17 protein-coding genes are annotated in these 21,005 nt (G+C 45.6%); 3 read left to right on the top strand and 14 right to left on the bottom strand.

Annotated elements, in window-relative coordinates:
• Positions 1 to 2 precede the first annotated feature (2 nt).
• From nuoL to AC4JOV_RS01050, 13 genes are all read right to left on the bottom strand, one after another.
• Entirely contained in the window at positions 3 to 1,898 is a 1,896-nt protein-coding gene (gene nuoL, locus AC4JOV_RS01110) for an NADH-quinone oxidoreductase subunit L (protein ID WP_229936961.1), read from the bottom strand.
• A gap of 2 nt (positions 1,899 to 1,900) precedes the next feature.
• Positions 1,901 to 2,203, bottom strand: coding sequence for an NADH-quinone oxidoreductase subunit NuoK (nuoK, locus tag AC4JOV_RS01105; protein WP_229936962.1), 303 nt, complete (start codon positions 2,201 to 2,203; stop codon positions 1,901 to 1,903).
• Positions 2,200 to 2,799: an NADH-quinone oxidoreductase subunit J gene (locus AC4JOV_RS01100; RefSeq protein ID WP_229936963.1), complete on the bottom strand. Its 600-nt coding sequence runs from the start codon at positions 2,797 to 2,799 to the stop codon at positions 2,200 to 2,202. Before AC4JOV_RS01100 ends, nuoK begins: the two co-directional genes overlap by 4 nt.
• Positions 2,800 to 2,812: 13 nt before the next feature.
• The gene (gene nuoI / locus AC4JOV_RS01095; protein WP_229936964.1) at positions 2,813 to 3,436 is read right to left on the bottom strand and encodes an NADH-quinone oxidoreductase subunit NuoI; all 624 of its coding nucleotides are present in this window, start codon (positions 3,434 to 3,436) and stop codon (positions 2,813 to 2,815) included.
• A 10-nt stretch (positions 3,437 to 3,446) separates the two neighbouring features.
• Positions 3,447 to 4,487, bottom strand: coding sequence for an NADH-quinone oxidoreductase subunit NuoH (gene nuoH, locus AC4JOV_RS01090; protein WP_229936965.1), 1,041 nt, complete (start codon positions 4,485 to 4,487; stop codon positions 3,447 to 3,449).
• A gap of 3 nt (positions 4,488 to 4,490) precedes the next feature.
• Positions 4,491 to 6,971: an NADH-quinone oxidoreductase subunit G gene (locus AC4JOV_RS01085; protein WP_229936966.1), complete on the bottom strand. Its 2,481-nt coding sequence runs from the start codon at positions 6,969 to 6,971 to the stop codon at positions 4,491 to 4,493.
• A gap of 1 nt (position 6,972) precedes the next feature.
• On the bottom strand, positions 6,973 to 9,246 hold the full coding sequence (locus tag AC4JOV_RS01080; protein WP_229936967.1) for a 2Fe-2S iron-sulfur cluster-binding protein: 2,274 nt from the start codon (positions 9,244 to 9,246) through the stop codon (positions 6,973 to 6,975).
• Position 9,247: 1 nt separating this feature from the next.
• Positions 9,248 to 11,257 (bottom strand): FAD-dependent oxidoreductase, encoded by a 2,010-nt coding sequence (locus tag AC4JOV_RS01075; protein WP_229936968.1) that lies wholly within the window; start codon positions 11,255 to 11,257, stop codon positions 9,248 to 9,250.
• A 2-nt stretch (positions 11,258 to 11,259) separates the two neighbouring features.
• Positions 11,260 to 11,649 (bottom strand): NADH-ubiquinone oxidoreductase subunit E family protein, encoded by a 390-nt coding sequence (locus tag AC4JOV_RS01070; protein WP_229936969.1) that lies wholly within the window; start codon positions 11,647 to 11,649, stop codon positions 11,260 to 11,262.
• 90 nt (positions 11,650 to 11,739) lie between these two features.
• Positions 11,740 to 12,972: an NADH dehydrogenase (quinone) subunit D gene (gene nuoD, locus AC4JOV_RS01065; RefSeq protein ID WP_229936970.1), complete on the bottom strand. Its 1,233-nt coding sequence runs from the start codon at positions 12,970 to 12,972 to the stop codon at positions 11,740 to 11,742.
• A gap of 8 nt (positions 12,973 to 12,980) precedes the next feature.
• A complete protein-coding gene (locus tag AC4JOV_RS01060; RefSeq protein ID WP_229936971.1) occupies positions 12,981 to 13,763 on the bottom strand; it encodes an NADH-quinone oxidoreductase subunit C in 783 nt (260 codons plus the stop codon).
• The gene (locus AC4JOV_RS01055; RefSeq protein ID WP_229936972.1) at positions 13,763 to 14,281 is read right to left on the bottom strand and encodes a NuoB/complex I 20 kDa subunit family protein; all 519 of its coding nucleotides are present in this window, start codon (positions 14,279 to 14,281) and stop codon (positions 13,763 to 13,765) included. Before AC4JOV_RS01055 ends, AC4JOV_RS01060 begins: the two co-directional genes overlap by 1 nt.
• Positions 14,263 to 14,652 (bottom strand): NAD(P)H-quinone oxidoreductase subunit 3, encoded by a 390-nt coding sequence (locus AC4JOV_RS01050; protein ID WP_229936973.1) that lies wholly within the window; start codon positions 14,650 to 14,652, stop codon positions 14,263 to 14,265. Before AC4JOV_RS01050 ends, AC4JOV_RS01055 begins: the two co-directional genes overlap by 19 nt.
• Positions 14,653 to 14,893: 241 nt before the next feature.
• Here AC4JOV_RS01050 and AC4JOV_RS01045 point away from each other — a divergent pair, with 241 nt between their 5' ends.
• Positions 14,894 to 15,310, top strand: a complete 417-nt coding sequence (locus tag AC4JOV_RS01045; protein ID WP_229936974.1) for a rhodanese-like domain-containing protein — start codon at positions 14,894 to 14,896, stop codon at positions 15,308 to 15,310.
• A 310-nt stretch (positions 15,311 to 15,620) separates the two neighbouring features.
• On the opposite strand, the gene AC4JOV_RS01040 is transcribed toward AC4JOV_RS01045, so the two are convergent.
• The gene (locus AC4JOV_RS01040; protein ID WP_229936975.1) at positions 15,621 to 17,354 is read right to left on the bottom strand and encodes an ATP-binding protein; all 1,734 of its coding nucleotides are present in this window, start codon (positions 17,352 to 17,354) and stop codon (positions 15,621 to 15,623) included.
• A gap of 180 nt (positions 17,355 to 17,534) precedes the next feature.
• Between AC4JOV_RS01040 and AC4JOV_RS01035 the strand changes: the two genes are divergently transcribed.
• Both AC4JOV_RS01035 and AC4JOV_RS01030 read left to right on the top strand, forming a co-directional pair.
• Complete coding sequence (locus AC4JOV_RS01035; RefSeq protein WP_229936976.1) at positions 17,535 to 19,361, top strand: HPr family phosphocarrier protein; 1,827 nt, start codon at positions 17,535 to 17,537, stop codon at positions 19,359 to 19,361.
• Positions 19,354 to 20,730, top strand: a complete 1,377-nt coding sequence (locus AC4JOV_RS01030; protein ID WP_229936977.1) for a PTS transporter subunit EIIC — start codon at positions 19,354 to 19,356, stop codon at positions 20,728 to 20,730. The genes AC4JOV_RS01035 and AC4JOV_RS01030 overlap by 8 nt, the downstream gene beginning before the upstream one ends.
• Positions 20,731 to 21,005: the final 275 nt, after the last annotated feature.

The following is a 21,005-nucleotide window of genomic DNA, read 5'->3' as shown; positions in this document are numbered from 1 at the left end:
CCTTAACCTATCATCGCCGTTACTGCTGCAGCTACCATGAGCACAACCGCACCTACAGCCATCCAATTAAGGTAGTGTGACAGGTTACCGGTCTGCATACGTCTGTTGACATCCCCACTCTTATAGAAGAAGTGCGCAATACCATCTACTGTTCTATCTACAATATTCATGTCTATACTCTTCCAGAATTTCTCAGAGATCATTGCATATGGCTTAGAGATCAACTCTGTATAGATATTTGGAATATAGTACTGGTTTGCAAGCAACTTATAGATAAAGCTGTTCTCAAGTTTTTCACTTCTCTCAAGACCCTTGTTGTACTTGATATACGCAAGTACGATACCGCCAACTGCAAAGAGTGTTACGATCGCTGTAAGCAGCCATACATAGTGGTGTGTATGTTCACTCATATGATACGCAGGAAGGAGAGTTGTCACAAATGATTCAAATCCTCCTTTGAAGAAACCGGCGATCACTGCAAGGATCGCAAGTGGAGACATCGCGATCAGTACGAATTTGTACATCTCGTGCGGATGGATCTCGTGGTGATCATATCTCTCTGTTCCGTGGAATGTAAGGAATACCTGTCTGAAGCTGTAGAATGCAGTCATACCTGCAGTAATTACAAGCATGATCCAGAGAATGTATGTTCCTTCATTGAACGCTGTCTCAATGATCGCATCTTTTGAGAAGAATCCTGCAAGCGGGAAGATACCTGCCAGTGTCAAAGAAGCAAGACCCATATAGATATAGGTAGGTCTCATTACTTTCTTCAATCCACCCATTTTAAAGATATCCAGCTCATCATGCATTGCGTGCATTACGTTACCGGCACCAAGGAAAAGAAGTGCTTTAAAGAATGCGTGTGCCACAAGGTGGAAAAGTGCGATCCAGTAGGCACCGAGTCCGGCAGCAGCAAACATATAACCAAGCTGAGAGAGTGTTGAGAAGGCAATGATTCTCTTAAGGTCTCTGTTTACCAGCGCCATAGAAGCAGCAAAGAAGGCTACAAATGTACCAAGCGCTGCGATAAAGTAACTTACTTCAGGAGTCACTGAGAAGAGCGGGTTCGCTCTGATCACCAAGAATACACCGGCTGTTACCATCGTAGCAGCGTGGATCAATGCAGATACAGGCGTAGGACCTTCCATCGCATCTGTAAGCCAAGTATGAAGAGGGAACTGTGCTGATTTACCCATTGCACCGATAAAGAGTGCAATTGCCGCACCGTTCAGGATCCACTGATCAAGATTTGGGATTGCTGCAAATACTCTGTCGTACTGAAGTGAACCTACATTCCAGTAAAGGATAAATAGACCGACAAGCATACCAAGGTCGGCAATACGGTTCATAATGAACGCTTCGTTCGCTGCCCATGATGGAGAGATAGAAGGATTGTCTTCTCTTGACTGGTCCGGCTTATGGTACCAGAAACCGATAAGCAGCCATGAACAGACACCAACACCTTCCCAACCGATAAAGAGACCTGCAAAGTTGTCACTCATGACAAGTACCATCATCGAGAATACGAATGCCGAGAGGTAAGAGAAGAATCTGTTAAATGATTTGTCATGATCCATATACCCGATCGAATAGACATGAACGATCGTAGAGATCAGTGACACCATCGTCATCATCGTCACAGAAACCTGGTCCGCTACAAAACCGAACGGAATGTAAAGGTCTCCCATCCCGATCCATTGCATCATTGTCACTGAGACAGCTTCACCTGTAGTGAAGATATTCACAGCCAGTGTTGCCGATGCGACAAATCCTGTAAAGAGCAGAAGCGACGCAATAATACCAACAAAAGTCTTTCTTGGTGTCATCGCGAACATCGCTGCAAAGAGCGAAGAGACTAGCGGTGCAAAGAGTGCGATATATACTAATTTTTCCATCATTATCCCTTCATCGTCGCAAGATCGTCAAGATCAAGACTTCCGTGTTTTTTATACAGTACGATCAAGATACCAAGTCCAACGGCAACTTCTGAAGCTGCGATCGCGATCACAAAGAACGCAAACATTTGACCTGTAAGATCGTTGTAATAGTGTGAAATAGCTGCAAATGCAATATTCACTGCATTGAGCATAACCTCCGTTGCGAAGAAGAGCATCAATAGGTTTCTTCTTCTAAGTACGCCAATCAACCCTATAGAAAATAGAAGTGCTGATACGATCAGGTAGTGTGATAAACCTATCATTTCTCATCCTTTTGTGTCAAAATTTCATCTTCTCCCGCATCCTCATCCATTATCTCAGTAAGAGATTGATCCATCTTCTTACCTGCAAGGATAATACCTGCGATCATTGCAACGAGTAGCATAACCGCTGCAACCTCAAACGGGATAAGGTATTTTGTAAAGAGTACGATACCTACATCTTGAGCATTCCCTACACCCTCATGCATCGGATAGAGTGCCTGAATACTCTCAGAGTGAATCGGAGCAGCAAACATCAATACGAGTACCAATGCACTGAGTCCTCCCAGTACAAATACCACTCCACCGTTTGTGTTCTTCTCTTTGACCTCTCTTGTTGCATCAAAGAACATCATCGCAAATGAGTAGAGTGCCATTACCGCACCTACATAGACGATCAGTTGAACTACACCTAGGAAGTCCGCTCCCAAGATGAAAAAGAAACCTGAAATAAGTACCATACCTGATGCCAAAGCCGTCATCGCATAGAGTACGTTATTACTCATTACCGTAATCCAGAAGAGGATTACCGTCAAAATTGAAAAGAGGTAAAATGCAAACCCCTGAACTGTAAACAGTGATGCCAAAAAGTTTTCCATGACAACCTCCTCCTTAGTACGCTAGTGGCGTTTTTTTGATGTTTTCGTCAGCATTTGGAGATACCGCACCAAATCCATCATACTCTTGCTGCAAGCTAAGCTTGTCGATCGGTGTAAGCATATCTTCAAAGAGTGAGAAACTTGCTCTCTGCTCTGAAGCGGTCTCATATCTCGGACCGTGTACGATCGCAAGTTCCGGACATACTTCTGCACAATACCCACAGAAGATACAGCGACCGAAGTTGATCGTATACTCACTTACCTCTTTACGCTGATTCTCATCATATCTCGTATCCATCGTGATACAGTTAGAGATACAGATCTTCTCACACAGTCCACAACCGATACATCTGTAGTGCCCACTCTCAAGCAGTCTAAGCATCTCATGAATCGCTCTGTATCTTGGTGAGATCGGGAGTTTCTCCAGCGGATATTTCACCGTATGCATCTGCCCCCTGAAGAGTGCATTTCCCATCTCTCTCACTGTGACCCAAAGACCGACAAAAAGCTCACCCTTGAAGGTTCTTTTTACCACCTGAGCAAACTTTGCCATTGGAGTCTTTGGAGACTCCTGCAGGTCAAGTACTTTATACTCTTGCATCCCTACATTTCTATTTTTAAATTGTTCTAAACCCATAACTACTCCCTTATACCATCATCACAATACCGGTGATTACAACGTTGATCACTGCAATCGGCATCAAGACTTTCCAACACAGCCACATCAACTGATCCGGTCTAACGTGCGGCCAAGCTGCTCTTACCCATAGCATCAAGAAGAAGAAGAATGCCACTTTGAAGAGGATTATGATCCAACCCGCAATAAATCCAAGGTCATTGTATCCCCCGAGGAAAACCACCGCTGCGAGAATAGAGATCGTGATCATGTTCGCATACTCACCGATAAAGAACATACCCCATCTCATCCCCGAATACTCTGTTGCATACCCAGAGATGACTTCTGCTTCGTGCTCAAGAAGGTCAAACGGTGTTCTGTTTGTCTCAGCAAATCCCGCGATCAGGAAAAGAACAAATGCTACCGGCTGCTGCCAGATGAACCATGAGGTAAACCCGCCTGATTGCGCTTCATTGAAATCAACCAAAGAGAGTGATCCCACAAGCATGATCGGAGCAAGAAGAGAAAGTCCTGTTACCACCTCATAGGAGAGGAACTGGATCGCTGTTCTTGCGGCACCGATAATACCCCATTTGTTTGCCTGGGCCATACCTGCAAGCAGTGGTCCGTAAAGACCTGCTGCCATCATACCGATCACAAAAAGAATTCCGACATTCACATCCGATGCGATCGATGGAACAAACGTACCGCCAAGTACCGGTATAAACTCAGGAATGGTAAAGTCCGGGAACACCGGTACACCTGCAAGCGCGATAAATGCCGTAGCTGCAGTAATCACAGGTGCTACTTTAAAGATAAATGCGTTTGCATGCTGTGGTACGATATCCTCTTTGGTAAAGAGTTTGATACCATCTGCCGCAATCTGAAGCAATCCATATGGACCTACGTGCATCGGTCCAAGACGGCGCTGCATAAATGCAAGAACCTTTCTTTCTAGGAATGTACCGAAACCTGCTACTGCAGAGATAATCGCAAGGATCAGGATCGCTTTGATCGCGACACCTGCAGCCGTTACCTCCGGTAGTTGTTCTATAAGTGTTGTTGTTTCCATCTTTTACACCTTCTTAATTGTTACATTTTTGTATCTTGATCCACCGAAGAGATCATATACACCTGCTGCAGCCCTAAAGTCTGATACTTTGACAATATCACCCTCGATCTTCGCATCTGCGATCACATCCATCACGATACTGCCGTTATCAAATACAACTTCAACCTTTTCACCCAGCTCTTCTGCTTTTGCCGTACTTGCATAGAGACCGAATGCTTCGAAGATCTCATGTGACTTATCTGTGAAGTCGTTAAACTGTCTTGCCGGGTTACATCTATAGGCGATTTCACCTTCCAGTGCTGCAGATTCGTCAAACTTCGCAACTTCCGGAAGTGCCACTTCAGTCGATGTGATTTCAAGAAGATAACCGCGGTTCTCGCTGCCATCGTTGAAATATCCGTTTGGAAGGTCGTCAAATGCAACAGCCTGGTATCCTTTATCTTCAGGAAGCATCGGTGTCCAGTCGATCGTCAACTCCGGTGCACCTACAAGCACCTTCATCAGGTCGTTCAACTCATATCCGCCATAGGCAAGTGCTGCGTTCGTAGGAACCACTCTTTTTGACATGTTGGTGAACGTTCCCTCTTGCTGGTTCATTGCCGGCATATCAAGGTCACCGTTACCCAGTGCAGAGAGTCTAAAGTCACCGTTTTCGTTGTACCCGATCGTATATCCGGCCGCTTCGTCATCAAGATCACAGATCAACGCAACACCGAGTGCATTTGATTTTGGTGGAGTCATCACTACATCAATACTTGTTGTCGCTTCGATCAAAGCAATCAACTTAGCGATATTTTCCGCTTTCTCATGGAAGTAGAGGTCTTCACCTACCATCATTGAGAATGACTCTTTCTTCTTCATCATCTTCTCAAATGCATCCGGAAATTTTTCAGAGTTTCCGCCAAGTAGATCGATCAGGCCGTTCTTCTCAACAGTAATCTCTTTCTCTACTGTCTCTTTTACCTTCTTGGTGACCTCTTCCTCTTCTCCCGTCTCTTCATTTTTGACCATCTCTTTAACAGTCTTGTCGACTTTCTCTTTGATCGTCTTTGTCTCTGAAGTTTTAAATGAAGCGATATATGCTTTTACCTCTTCAGGAAGCTTATCCGCATCGGCAAAAAGATCAAGTACAAGATAGAGTGCTGCCTCTTCGAGCCCCGGTTTATGGTTGAAACACTCAACCGTTTTACCAAATGAAGGGATCAGCGTGTCACCTACCGGGTGGAAGTAAAGTCCGGCACCCTTGTTCATCTTCTGTACGTTATTGTAGGCATACTTCAACCCCGGGCTGTCATTTCTTAGTGCCGCACCTACCGAGATCACAAAGTCTGCATTTTTCATGATCGCATCGGTGTCAGTTGACCAAAGTGTTCTACCGCTGGCTGCCTGGTAGTGGTTCAGGAATTTCTGGAATGCTCTCACTTCAGGGTTGTAAAGTTTGACACCCATCTTCTCTTTGAGCGTTTGAAGCATTTTTGCTTCTTCATTTGTGATCACTGAGTTAAATCTGATCGTTTCAGCTTTTTTGAATGCCTCGATTGCCGCATTGAATGCTGTTTCATCTTTTGTTGCATCCTCGTTTTCAAAGTCATAGGCAAAACGTGCTGAACCGTCCAGTGATACATAGTTCCACTCATTCGTTACACGGAAGATCTTCTCGCTTCTATCTTCGATCGATCTTGGCTTTGTCTCATAGTAGATCGCAAAACCGTCACTTGAGTGCGCTGAAACTGCAGGAATACGTTTAAGATCCCATGCATTTGACTGGTAGACGAAATCTCTACTTACCAATGCACCTACCGGACATACCGCGATACATTCACCACAGTCTGAACAGTTTGTCTGATCCGTTCCGTTACTCGGAGCGATCAACGACTTCTGAAGCTTGTTCCACATAGAGTAAGCATCTTTCGGCATAGAGTCTTTATACTCTTTATCGATCGCCTCTCCACCTCTTTTGGTTGTAGAGATCGCTGCATCACCGATCATATCTTTACAGACGGTTGTACAACGCTCACATACGATACAGAGGCCCGGATCGTAGTGGAGTACTGAACTCCAGTTCTGCGTCTCTCTCTTGGTATCAGGGATCGCATAACTTTGAGAATCAACATTCAGTTCAAGTGTATAATTCTGAAGTTCACACTCCCCACTCTTGTCACACACACCACACTGTAGCGGGTGGTTGACATCATAGACTTCCATGATCGCTCTACGCTCTTCAAGGATATTGGGAGTACTTACCGTGATCTCCATCCCCTCTTTTACTTTCGCATTACAAGCATAGACCTGCTTACCGTCTGCTTCTACAAGACAGATACGACATGCCAAAGTAGGCGAACATCTTGTCAAATAACAAATTGCCGGTATAAAGACATCATTGGCGCGCGCCGCATTAAGGATATACTCACCCTCTACAGCCTGATACTCCTCACCATCAATCTTGATACTCACCATGTTTTCCACTGTTTTTACTTCACTCATCTTAGCTTCCTACCTCTTCATTTTTACTGGCTGAAAAATCGACGCTTTTAAATCTATAAGAGGATATCAAAGCCGCACTTAATCCCATATCATAGCTTGGGTTAAGTGCGATATTTCCACTCATAGATGTATCAATCTTAAACACACGATTGAACACTACACCATCAATCTCAAATGTTACATCCTGTCCATCACTGAGTCCTGCTTCTTCTGCAAATGCAGCTGAACCGAGCAGCTGTGCCTCACTTGCGATCGGTTCACATTTTGCCGTGAACGGCGAGAACTGTTCGGCAGGATTGCATTGATAAACCACGGCACCCATACTTCTCGGATCTTCAACCGCTTCGATCGTTGGATCAAGTGACACATTTACAGTATCCAGTAAATAACCTCTATGCTCTTCACCTGTGATATCAAAGTAATCCGGCAGATCATCAAATGCTTCCTGCTTGAATCCAACTTCTTCAGGGAGAGCAGCAGTATACTCGATCGTATACTCAGCTTCCAGTCCCAGTGCATTGGCTATATCGTTAAGTACATACCCGCCGTATGACGTGGCAACATGCATCGGTACCAGACGCTTGTCATTACTTACCAGTGTACCTTCCTGCTGATTCATCGCCGGCATATCAAGGTCACCATCACCCAATGCAGAAAGTGTAAAGTCACCTTTTACATTGTATCCGACACTCATGCCTTCAACTTCATCATCAAGCTCACAGATAAGTGATACACCCATTGCATTCCCGGCAGGCGGCACACATACCACATTGAAACCTGCATATCTTTCGAGCAGTGCAAGCAGTTTTGCGATATTTTCTGCTCTTGGGTGTGCATAGAGATCACTTCCCACGACAAGTGAGAATCCGTGTTTCTTGATCAAAGACTTTTGAAGGACTCTGATCTCTTCACTACGCATACCGCTTTGGGTCGCAAGTGATTCAGGATCCATTGACTCCAGTGCTGATATCACCTTGTCAGGTATCTCTTCATTCTCACCGATCAATGCCAGAACAAGCTGTGCAGCTACCGCTTCTTCACTTCCCGGTGCATAGTGCATAAACTGAGTGACGATGTTTTTCATCTCCTCATCACGCATCGGGTGAAGGTAGGCAACTCTTGCTCTGTGCCATTTGCTCGCCATATTGATATGGTATTTCACATTCGGTGTATCATCATTGATACGGGTTCCAAATACGATTACAGCTCTTGACTCAGTGATACGCTCCAACGTACCGCTATAGAGGTTTTTACCTGTAATGGAACCGTAGGCACGCATGAACTTCTGATACGCTTTTGCTTCATGACAGACAAGTTTGGTTCCCTGCTTCTCTTTGATCTTTTGAAGGATCAATGCCTCTTCATTGCTGATCTGAGGGGCAAAGACGATACTATGTGCATTTTCAACCGCATCCACGGCATTTTCAAATGCTTCTTTGTCTTTCAATACCCCTTCATTCGCATAATCAAACCCGTAACGGCCTGCACCACAGAGTGTAGAGAACTCCGCATGGTTGCTCACACGGTAGATCTTCTCATTTTTAACCTCATACTCCATCTGGCATCCACCGCCACAGTGAGAACAGGATGATGGGATTTTTGTAAGCTCCCATGCATTGGTACGGTATTTGAACTCCGTATCTACCAGTGCACCTACAGGACATACCGCTGCAGCTTCACCGAGACTTGCATAGTTCTTCTCTTTTTTCACATTGACAATGCTTGATGAGTATCCACCGAACTTCAGCTGAAGTGCCTCGTCTCCTGTGATCTCAGTAGAGACCCTTACACACTTCTCACACATGATACAGAGTGCCGGATCATAAGAGACATGTCCCCAGTTCTCTACCGGTCTGTGCTGATCACGTGCCGTAAAGTTCTGATCGCCTACGTTAAACTCCAGTGTCTTGTTTTGCAGGTCACACTCTCCACTCTGATCACATACGCCACACTCAAGCGGGTGGTTGACGTTATAAAGCTTCATAATGTTCTGACGCTCTTTATAAAGATCCGAGGTCTGAGTTGTTACCACTGCACCGTCCGTTGCTTTCTCCTGACAGGAGAGAATCGCACCGTCGACACCTTCAACGTCCACGATACACATACGGCATGAAGCAATCGGCTGCGTTTTGGTCAGATAACACATTGTAGGGATATAGATACCGTTCTCTCTGGCGATCTCAAGGATCGTTTTCCCAAAAGTACTTTTACACTCTTTCCCATCGATAGTGACTGTGATCTCTTTTCCGAGACCTAATGAATTATGTAGACTCATATTACACCGCCACCATTGAAATATAATAACAACGCATACAACGTTCCGCTTCTGCTATCGCTTCTTCGCCGGTAAACCCAAGGTTCACCTCTTTGTTGTTGTCGACACGCTCTTCTACACTGAGTTTTTCACTTACCGCTCTTGGAAGCCCTGGCATCCAACCCGTGATCTTCTCATTCTTATCGTATACCCTTAATCTGTTAAGGTGATCTTCCATGATCTCTTCATCAGTCAATGTACACTTATCCTCATAGATATAACGGCTGATCACTGATGCAGCACGTCTCGCCTGTCCTACCGCGTTGACGATCGTCATCGGACCATACTCACAGTCACCTGCAGCAAATAGTCCCGGACGTGAAGTCATAAAGTCTTTTCCGTTAGTAAGGATAGAGCTCCATGATGTCATCTCGATGTTCCACTCTTCCGGAAGGATCTGAAGATCAAGAGACTGGGAAACAGCCGGGATCAGGTAGTCACACTCGATCTCAAAGTCTCCATCTTCGATCTTGACAAGCTGTGCACGCCCGCCGTTCGGATCAGGAACAAGCTCGAACCTATTGACTTTAAGTCCAGTGATCTTTTCACCGTCATCATAGATCTCTTCGATCGCAGAGTAGAAGATGAACTCAACACCCTCTTCAACCGCTTCATGATACTCTTCATAGGTCGTGTTACGGATGATCGTTTTCTCATCACGACGGTAGAGCATGATCACCTTCTTTGCACCTTCACGTACGGAACATCGTACAACGTCCATCGAGGTAAATCCACCACCGACACAGACAACCGTCTTATCTTTCAGCTCATTACTTGCCGGACTTCCGATACCGTATTTGCTCCAAAGGTTTACTTTGTCAAGCATCGCGATCGCACCCCAGTATCCGCCCATTTTCGGGTTTTCATTCTCTGCACGGACTTTCTTTGAAAGTCTTGCACCGAACGCCAGAAGTGTCGCATCATACTCTGCATCGATCTCTTTCAGACGATCTGCGTCCACTCTGTGATTGTTTGTGATACTCACGGTCGGCATCTGAAGTACAAAGTCGATATCTTTATTGTATTTGTCGACCGGCATACGGTACTCAGGTACACCTACGGCAACCTCACCACCGTTTACCGGCAGCTCTTCAAAGATATGTACATGGATACCCTCAAGTGCCAGGTAGTATGCTGCGGTCAGACCTGCCGGCCCTGCACCGATGATCGCTACTTTTTTACCGTCATTTCTAGGTGGCTTCGGCTCTTGCGGATGCAACCAAGGCACTTCATGGTCCGTCTCATAGTCTGCACCGATACGCTTAAGCTCCATGATCGAGATCGGTTCATCAAGGTTTGCTCTTCTACATGCATCTTCACACGGATGAGGACAAACACGCCCACAGGTATGTGCAAGAGGCATCGTCTGTCTTGTCGCCTGAAGTGACTCAGTGAAGATCATATCACGTACACCTTCGATATATGCCGGGATATCCACATGTGCCGGACACATATCTGTACATGGTGCCGTCACCTTGGCGATATAGGATGTATCTCCGCCATAATGTTTTGATGGTACCTGAGCATCGATACATCTGTCAAACTGCTCATTGTAGTGTTCCATCAGATCAAGTATAGGCTTAGGTACAGTCTTTCCGATCTCACATTTTGAGGTAACCATCATGGTCTGAGAAACTTCTTTAAGATGGGCTACGTCATCGTGCGTACCTTCGCCACGCGCGATCTTGTCGAGTAGGTCATACAGGATCCTACCACCCCAACGGCCCGGAGCACAACGTCCGCACGCCTCAGAGTACTCCTGGTACTGTGCTGCGTACTGACTTGCCAGTTCAACTGCATCGATATCTTCAGTGAAGATGGCTACCCCATCCCATCCGATAAATGCTTTTGAACCCGTGTCTCCATGGTAAGTTTCAGGTAGTTTAAACCCTGTTTCACTCCACTCTTCAAGGGGTTTACCGCGGTTATCGATAAACTCGTCCCTCCAAGTTGAGAATACAACGTTTGACATAACTACTCAGCCTTCTCTTCTTTTGCAGCCTCAGCTTCAGCTGCCGCTTTTGCTGCTTTTTCAGCTTCTCTCTGTGCCTGAGCCTCTGCCTCTGCTTTTGCAGCAGCTTCCGCTTCAGCTTTTGCAGCTTCTGCTGCCTCCACACGTGCTCTTCTTGTCTCTTCACTGACTTTTTTCACTACGATCGTCCAGTCTACTTCATTGAACTTCAAAGAGTTCATAAGATCATGTCCCTGCTCTCTTACGATGTCTGCAGACTTTTGGATCGAACTGAAATCACCTACTTCAAATAGAAAGATACCGACTTCATCTATGTTCAGTCCCGTATCCATCAATTCGATCATTCTTTCATAAAAGTCATCTTTTAAGTGTCTTAAATCATATCTTCTCATATTACCTCCTGCCTACGCGGCTATGCTGTGCTCCGACCGCTCCGGTTCCGAAGCGAAAAAACTGAAGCAGTTCACTTTTTTCAACGCTTCTCATCTATCTACTTCACCGAATACAATGTTGGTTGTACCAATGATCGTAACGACATCCGCAATGTATGTTCCTACAAGGATCTCTTGAAGTAATCCGGTATGGAAGAAACTCGGCGCTCTACACTTTAATCTGTACGCATACGGTTCACCCTCGGATTTGATATAAAATCCAAGCTCACCTTTTGGAGACTCAGTCGGTACATATACCTCACCTTTTGGCGGTCTCATCCCCTGAGTAACCAGTACAAAGTGCTGCATCAATGCATAGTTTTGCGTCATGATCTCTTCTTTTGGTGCAGAGATATACTGCGGCGCATGTGCCATCAATTGAGGCTCACTCTTTTTATACATCGGGATCAGTTGTCTGAGGATACGCGTTGATTGTCTCATCTCTTCCATATAAAGACGGTAACGTCCGTATGAATCACATGTTTCTGCTACAGGGATATCAAAGTCAAGCTCGCTGTAAAGCTCATACGGCTCTTCTTTTCTGATATCATACTTCACACCTGATCCTCTAAGCATAGGACCTGTACATCCCCAAGAGAGTGCCTCCTCAGCAGAGATCACACCTACATCCTCAAGACGCATTTTCCAGATACGGTTCTCTGTAAGAAGTTTTTCATAGGTATTTGCTACCTCATGATCTACCTTGTCACAGAATGCCGCAAGGTTCTCCAACCAACCCGCAGGAAGGTCTAGAGGTACACCACCGATACGTACGGCTGCATGGGTAAGTCTTGCACCACAGTAGTCCTCCATAAGGTCCATCGCATATTCACGCTCACGGAATGCATAAAGGAATACCGACATCGCACCGACATCCAGTGCATGTGTTGCAAGGAAGAAGAGGTGAGAGATCACACGGTTAAGCTCAAGAAGCATTGTTCTGATCACCTGTGCACGTCTAGGAGCCTCGATACCCAGTAGCTTCTCGACAGCCAATGCATACGCATAGTTGTTTGAAGTTGAAGCGATATAGTCAAGTCTATCTGTTGTCGGCAGGAACTCATTGTAGGTCATGTTCTCAGCCATCTTCTCGATCCCTCTGTGAAGGTAACCGATATCAGGGTGTGCTTTGACTACCTGCTCACCGTCAAGCTCCAGGATAAGTCTCAACTGTCCGTGTGCAGAAGGGTGCTGAGGACCAAAGTTGATCACCATCGTGTTGTCATCACGCTCAAAATTGAGGTTTTCAAAAAATGGGGTTAATTTATTCGGTTGTTGGCTCATCATCCCTCCTATTTTCTTTCATCTAATTGCTTAGATGACTTGTTGTAATCCACAAGGATCGTTTCACTGTACTCGATCGCCTGTTCTTTTTCACCCTCACTGATATCCGCACCGAACGGTACTTCATATCCTACACGTGAGAAACGCTTTGTATCATATCTTTCGATCTTCGACTGATCTCTGTTTTCAGGTCCGATGATATCTCTGTACTCTTTACCGAAGATCTTATCTACTTCGTACCATGATGCAAACTCATCACCGTGAAGCGGATAGGTCTTAAGGAGCGGGTGTCCTTCCCAGTCATCAGGCATAATGATACGCTTAAGGTATGGGTGGTTGTTCACTTTGATACCGAACATATCGAACATCTCACGCTCTGCAAAGTTTGCCGATTTGAAGAGCGGTACGATACTCTCGATCGCTTCACCTTGTTTGATACGGCAAACCACTCTTACTCTCTTTGCTTCATCAAGGTTTAGCAACTGATAAAAAAGTTCAAACTCACCGTCTTGAGCGAGATAATCTACTGCAGACTGCTCTGAACACTGCTTATATCCACACTTGTCTCTCAGTGTCTTGATCACTGCAACGTTCTCTGTCGCATCGATATGTACAACCAGCTGACCTACTTCTACATAGGACTCTTTTACCTGCTTGCCCAGTGTATCTACCACTGCTTCAAAGTGAGAGCCTTTCTCTACTTCTTCTCTTGGTACGCGTGGAGCTACCCAAAATCTGTCCGTATAGTACGACTTTTTCTGTACATTGTCTTTTGGCGTATATTTTCTCATTACACTAACCTCAAGTTTTGTTTTTGATTCTTATTCATGTTCGCTGACTCTCTTCTGATCTTCTTTTGAAGCATCATCAGTGCATATTGCAGTGTTTCAGGTCTTGGCGCACATCCGGGAAGATAGATATCAACAGGTACGATACGGTCTACCCCTTGCACTGTTGCATAGGTGTTGAACATACCCCCTGTATTGGCACATGAACCCATAGAGATGACCCATTTGGGCTCTGTCATCTGGTCATAAAGTCTTCTGGCAAACTCTGCGTGTTTTTTGGAGAGTGTTCCCGCAAGGATCATCACGTCCGATTGTCTTGGAGAGGCTCTAAAGATCGTACCCATACGGTCAAAGTCATAACGTGATGCACCTGATGCCATCATCTCGATCGCACAACATGCCAATCCGTATGTTAACGGCCAAAGCGAGTTTGAACGCCCCCAGTTTACTAAATGATCTACCGTAGTCAATGCTATCGGCAAGCCTGCTGATGAGGCATAATTTACTTGATGCTGTGCCATTCAAGTGCTCCTTTCTTCCATGCGTAAATAAATCCGATTGCAAGCAACAGGATAAATAGAATCATCTCAGCGAATCCAAACCATCCAAGCAGTTTAAAGTCAATCGCCCATGGGAACATAAAGATAATCTCCACATCAAACAAGATGAACAGAAGTGCTATCAGATAGAACTGTGCCGAGATCGTGTTTGGCTGCTTCGTTACCTCCGGTCCACATTCGTAGATCGTAAGCTTAAGCTTTTCCGTGTCAAGTTTTGCAAGTTTTCTACTTACAAAACGCGCTGCAAAAAGAGTTGCCGGAAAAGCAACCGCTGTAAGTGCAAACAGAATAAATACACCAAAATACGGGTGTTCTGTAATTACGTGAGTCATTATTAATCCCTTACTTTAATCATCCCCTTCCTATAAAACAAGGCAGAGAATTCTCAGAATATTGGATTAATATAGCGAAAAGTTAATTAAACCCATTTGTGTAGTGATTGTGTAAAAATGATATGCATTTTGTGCTGTAACTAAGTGAAACAAAAATATCTCATAAGTAAAATATATAATCTAATGCATTTTGGATGTCAAAAAAAGAATGTGTTATAGAATAACAAAAATGGATAACCCAATGAAAAACTATAAAAAACTGACGAATACGCTCTACTGGACAGCACTGGCCGGCCTGCTATTCTGGTTCGCCTACACAAAAGGATGGATACTTGCCAACTTTCCTTCAATCGATGCCCAAAGCGCCGTCACGATGATCGAAAGAGATGACAATATCACACTGCTGGATGTCAGAACGGTCTCCGAGTACAAAGAGGAGCATCTCAGAGGCGCTACATTGATCCCCCTCCAGCAGCTCGATACCCATACCGATAAATTGACAGGCAGAAAAGAGACAAAGATCCTTGTCTACTGCCAAAGCGGGAACCGGAGTGTTGCTGCCTCACGTATCCTGGAGAAGCACGGGTTTACCCCGATCAATGTCAAAGGCGGAATTCTGGCACTGAAAAGTGCCGGAGCGGAGGTCACCAGGCAGTAAAAAACTGCTGTGAAGGTGCATGGTTACGCACCCTGCACGAAACCATCAATAATGTCGGTGTGAGGACAGACCAACCTGCACGTTCTATCGAATATTCGTAGATTTAGCACCGCCAAACGTTCTCAACCGATCTTTATAGTTCATAACAAAATAAATCATTCCAGATGCGTATCTGACAGACGCTTTTTTGTAGGTCGGGATACCCTTATCCCGACATCCAGTTCTATGGAAAAATCATCATTGATGTCGGGGTGAGGACACCCCGACCTACACGCTATACCGGAAAAGGGAGCGGATAGTACCGGTACTTTTAGACCTTGAAGCCCATACTTTTGATTCCCTCGAAGCTGCTGCCGAGCTCTTTTTCGATCTCTTCGAGAAAATCTTCATTGCCGAAGATGCTCTCCTCTCTTACCGCTACCTTGTAGGCGGTGTTTTTGATGATCAGGTTGATCTGCCCGCCTGTCAGCTCATACCTGGAGAGGGCTTGTACATCAAACTCTTCCGTATAGTCCGCATTCTCTGGAAGCATGAACTGCCAGAGTCTCAGACGCTGTTTTTTGCCCGGTTTTTTAAACTCGATCTTATAGTTAAAACGTCTGGAGAAGGCTTTGTCGATATTCCCAAGCAGGTTTGTCGTAGCGATCAAAATACCTTCAAAGCGTTCGATCTGTTCCAGGAAGATATTTTGCATCTGGTTATGCATCTTGTCCGCACTGCTTCCCGTTCCCTCACTTCTGCTGCTCAGGAACTGGTCGGCCTCGTTCAGCAGCAGGATCGGTTCTACTTTTGCCTTGTGACTCAGATCCTTGAACTCGTCAAAGATGCGTCTTACATTTTTTTCGCTCTCCCCGACATACATCGAGAGAATCTTGGAACAGTCAAAGGAGAGGATCGGACGTTTAAGCGTCTTTGCCAGGCTCATGGCCGTCATGGTCTTACCGGTTCCCGCACTCCCGTAAAAGATGATACGGGCATCGATCCCTTTTCGCTTATCTTTGATCCCCCACTCTTTGAGCTTTTTGAAGACTTCTTTATCTACCTGTTTGATCAGGTTATTCAGTGTCTCTCTTGTCTTAGGGTGCAGGACCACATCATCCAGTGTCGTGGTCGGTTTCAGATACTCGAAGAGCTCCTGTTCCTGGACCAGTGCATCGAGTTTCAGTTTGGTGACTTTCTTCTTCTTGCTTGGATGGATGATACGCTGCATCACCTCCTCCTGCAGATAGAATGAACGGCTCACCCCTCCGAACATATTGAGTATCTCTTCATAATCAATGATATCTTCAGTGATCAGTTTTGCACCGTCTTCGAGGAGTGAACGGTTTTTGATCTTCTCGTATTCATCAAAACTGATCAGCTCAATGAGTGTGTTCATATCTCTGAAAACCCCTTCCCCGCCGCTGTACTCCTCTTTGAGCAGTGCCAGAAAAATGCGCTGTTCTTTTTCATCGAGATCCTTCTCTTTGAAAAACTCCTCCACCACGATCGGTGTCTCCGTCAGCTTCACACGCTCCTGGATACGGGTAGTGAGCAGATTCAGTTTATTTTTAAGCCGGCCGATACTGAGTGAATTATCCGCAAAGCCCTGCTTGTAGGTAGCGATCTTATGCAAGAGTGTCACCATATCAAACTGATCCTGCAGATACTCAAGGTGATCGGTATACGGCTTGATATCAGGAAGATAGATCTCCAGTGAACCCTCTTCCAGAAGTCTTAGAAGCGAGATACTCGGTGTCACGGAAGTGCTGAGAAGCTCAAGTGTGGAAGCGTCATGTGCTTTGATCTGCCCAAAGCTCATCTGAATGATCCATCCCAGATCGAGTAAATTTTTCACCAGTTTCAACTTCTTCAGATAGGCATACTCCTCGGTTGAAAAATTATCCTGAAGCATCTCAATGACCGGTACTTCCTCTAACCCTTTCACATACCTTGCACAGATATATTGTATCAATTGTGCCTCTTCTTCCGTACACTTCAAGTGTTCAAATATGGATGTCTTGGATACATCCCTGGCTTCAATAAATTCTATTAGATATTTCAATCCTGTTCCTCATTATTTACTATAGTTATCTCTTAGAGTATAGCAGATATTTTCGATTTTTCGTTGAGAAAAGCCCTTTGAGAGAAGAGACACAAAAGAATCAAAAAAGATCAAGACAGCGCCCTGGAGCATCTATCCAGATTTTGGTATACTTTAAAAAATCTATTTCTAAAGTATCTTATGAAACCGTTAAAAACACTTTTTTATAAACCGCACACCTCCACCCTTACCGTTACTTCAAACCATGGGTTTCACCTCAGACCTGCAGCCAAGTTTGCCACGGAAGCCAAACAGTTCAGCTGTGACATTCATATCGAATTCTCTGATAAAAAAGTCAATGCCAAAGCGGTCAATGCGATCCTCTCACTGAACCTTGATACCCATGACACTTTCACACTCATTACACACGGAAAGGATGCCAAAAAGGCACTTGCACTGCTCAATCAAACCTTTGCCTTACTGATGAACTCAGAGAGCACGCACAAGCAGGTAGAGAAACAGCATACTTTTTATCAGAGCCCCACACTCTCCGGTGAGATCATCAGCGATGGTATCGCGGTGGGAAACCTGCATCACTTCACTCTTCAAGAGATACAATATACTTCACCGACCTCTTTTAACGAGGCTGTAAAAGAGAGTACAGAGGAGCTCGAAAAACTTTATGCCAATTCCCAAAAAGATGCGGATGCGCATATCTATCCGGCACAAAAAGAGCTGCTTCTCTCCCTTGCTGAGGAGATTGAGACACTTGAAGCGTTCATCTCACGTATTGATACCGAGAAGGAAGCGCTTAAAAATGGTCGACATGCGACAAAAATCGCAGATCTTGACGACCTGCTCTACCGGGTCAAAAAACATATGGGGTACAGCTATGAGGTCTCTCTGCCTAAAACACCGTTTATTTTGACAGCAGACGACCTGCTTCCAAGTCAGATCAAAATCCTGGAACACAGTACGGTACTCGGCGTTGCCCTGTCAAACAGCTCTTTAACTTCACATACTGCCATTCTACTGCGTGCAGCAGGGATCCCCTCACTTTTACTGGATACACCGTTAAATGAGAAGGAGGGGAAGGTGATCCTGGATGCCTATAGCGGCGTCATCGTGCTTAACCCCTCGCCGGAAGATCTTCTCCAGGCCTTCAAACGTCAAAATGAAGATGAAAAGCTACACGTTGAAATACATCAAAAGCGTTTTGAACCTGCCGTCACGACACAAGGAGAAAAGATCAATATCTTTGCCAATGTCTCCGACCTTGACTCAGCCAGGGAGGCCAAAGAAGAGGGAGCAGAGGGCATCGGGCTCTTACGTTCCGAGTTTCTCTTCAAGGAGCATAAGCCTATCATCAGGGACCAGGTCAAAGCATACCGTACGATCTTTGAACTATTCGACGATGTCACGGTGCGTACACTTGACGTGGGTGGGGACAAAGCACTTCCCTATATCGATATACCAAAAGAGGAGAATCCTTTTTTGGGTATCCGCGGCATCAGACTGCTCAAAACCGATCCTAAACTGCTTGAAGAACAGCTTGAAGCGATCTTCACGGCTGCCGATAACAGACCTATCAAGGTGATGTTCCCGATGATCAGCACTCCTGAAGAGTTCAAGGAGGCCAAAAGTTTTGCCCTCAATATCGCGCTTGAAAAAGATATCCCTATTGACAATATACGTTTCGGGATGATGATAGAGGTTCCCTCTGTACTCTTCGCACTCCAGGAGTTCAATACACTTGTAGACTTCTACTCTATCGGGACCAATGACCTGGCACAGTATCTCTTTGCTGTTGAGCGTACCCACCCTACCCTCAAGATCGACCCCCATTCACCTATACTCTTTGAAGTGATCAAACGCATCATGCAAAAGTCCACCAAACCTGTCAGTATCTGCGGCGAGTTGGCAGGAGATACAAGGGTGATCCCCGAGCTTCTTGAAACCGGTATCCGGACACTTTCTCTCTCAGCCAAACGTATCGGACAGATCAAGGATAAGGTGAGAAATGTTTAGTCTACTCCAAAAGATCGGTAAAGCCCTGATGACCCCTATCGCAGTACTGCCTGTAGCTGCACTCCTTTTACGTCTGGGGTTCGGGGATATCTTTGAAGGAGAGGTTGCACAGATTATGAAAAGTGCAGGTGAAGCGATCTTTTCACACCTTGACCTCCTGTTCGGTGTGGGTATCGCCTACGGACTGGCAAAGAACAACGACGGAGCGGCTGCACTCTCAGGGGCGATCGGTGTACTTATCGCCAAAGCAGTCTATGTCAGTATCGATGAGAGTGTCAATATGGGGGTATTTGTCGGGATCATCATCGGTGTGATCGCAGGGGCCCTCTACAACCGCTACCATGCGATCAGGCTTCCCGAGTTTCTCGGTTTTTTCGGAGGCAAACGTTTTGTGCCGATCATCACTGCGATCGCGGCGATCGGTGTGGGTGTACTGGCAGGCTATTTCTGGCACTATGCCCAGGGAGCGATCGACAGTTTTTCCAACCTTATCATCGGCCTCAAAGAGACCGGGACCTTTATCTACGGTACACTCAACCGTGCGCTCATCCCGCTTGGACTCCACCATATCCTCAACTCGGTCTTCTGGTTCCAGCTGGGTGAGTATACCTATCTCAAAGACGGGGTAGAGACAGTAGCCAACGGTGACCTTCACCGCTTTTTTGCGGGAGACAAGAGTGCCGGTATCTATATGGCAGGCTTCTATGTGGTGATGATGTTCGGCCTTCCTGCCATGGCACTGGCGATCTACCTCAATACACCAAACTCCTACCGCAAGAGAGCAGGAGCGATCCTGGCAGGAGTTGCGTTCACCTCATTCCTTACAGGGATCACCGAGCCTTTGGAGTTCCTCTTTTTATTTGTCGCACCGCTGCTTTTCCTGCTGCATGCACTTCTTACGGGACTGGCGCTGGCAGCAGCACAGCTGCTCGATATCCATGCAGGGTTCGGTTTCTCCGCAGGATTCATCGACTACCTGATCAACTACAAGCTGGCAACTAATCCGCTGCTCATCCTACCGCTTGGCGGGGTCTTTGCAGTGATCTACTTTGTCACCGGCTACTATACCATCAAGCTGCTCAAGCTTCAGATCTTTGAAGAGGCACAGGATGAAAAGAGTGCAGCAAACGATGATGAAGCAGAAGCCTTTATCACAGCGCTTGGGGGAGCAGAAAACATCCTCGATACCGATGCCTGCATCACAAGGCTTCGCATGCGTGTAGGTGACAGCAGCAGCCTGAAAGATGAAGATTTCACTGCACTGGGTGCCAAAGGGGTGATACGCCCTGACAAACAGACGATACAGATCGTGCTCGGGAGCAGGTCCGAAAAGGTGGCCGAAAAGATCAAAGAGAGAATAAGGGGATAACCTTCTCTCCCCCTTCACTAACGGAACGCAAGCGAAAGCTATAAACAGAACCAAAAGTATAGGATGAATGTTCCCTAGCGACATGTACATCGCATCAAAGCTAAATCAATACTACTCATAAAAGATAGAAAACAACCCGATAGTATTCACAGCGCCCTAACGCCACCTGTTTTACAACTATTTACAGCTCTTTTATCCATCATACTTCCATTATTCATTTCTTATTGTGCTATATATAGTATAATTTCAGGAGAAGTCTAACAGATATCTACACA

It is taken from the genome of Sulfurovum sp. MH2-6 (genome assembly GCF_058374785.1).
The sequence above is the reverse complement of the archived record's forward strand: the minus strand, read 5'-3'. Positions and strand labels throughout refer to the sequence as shown.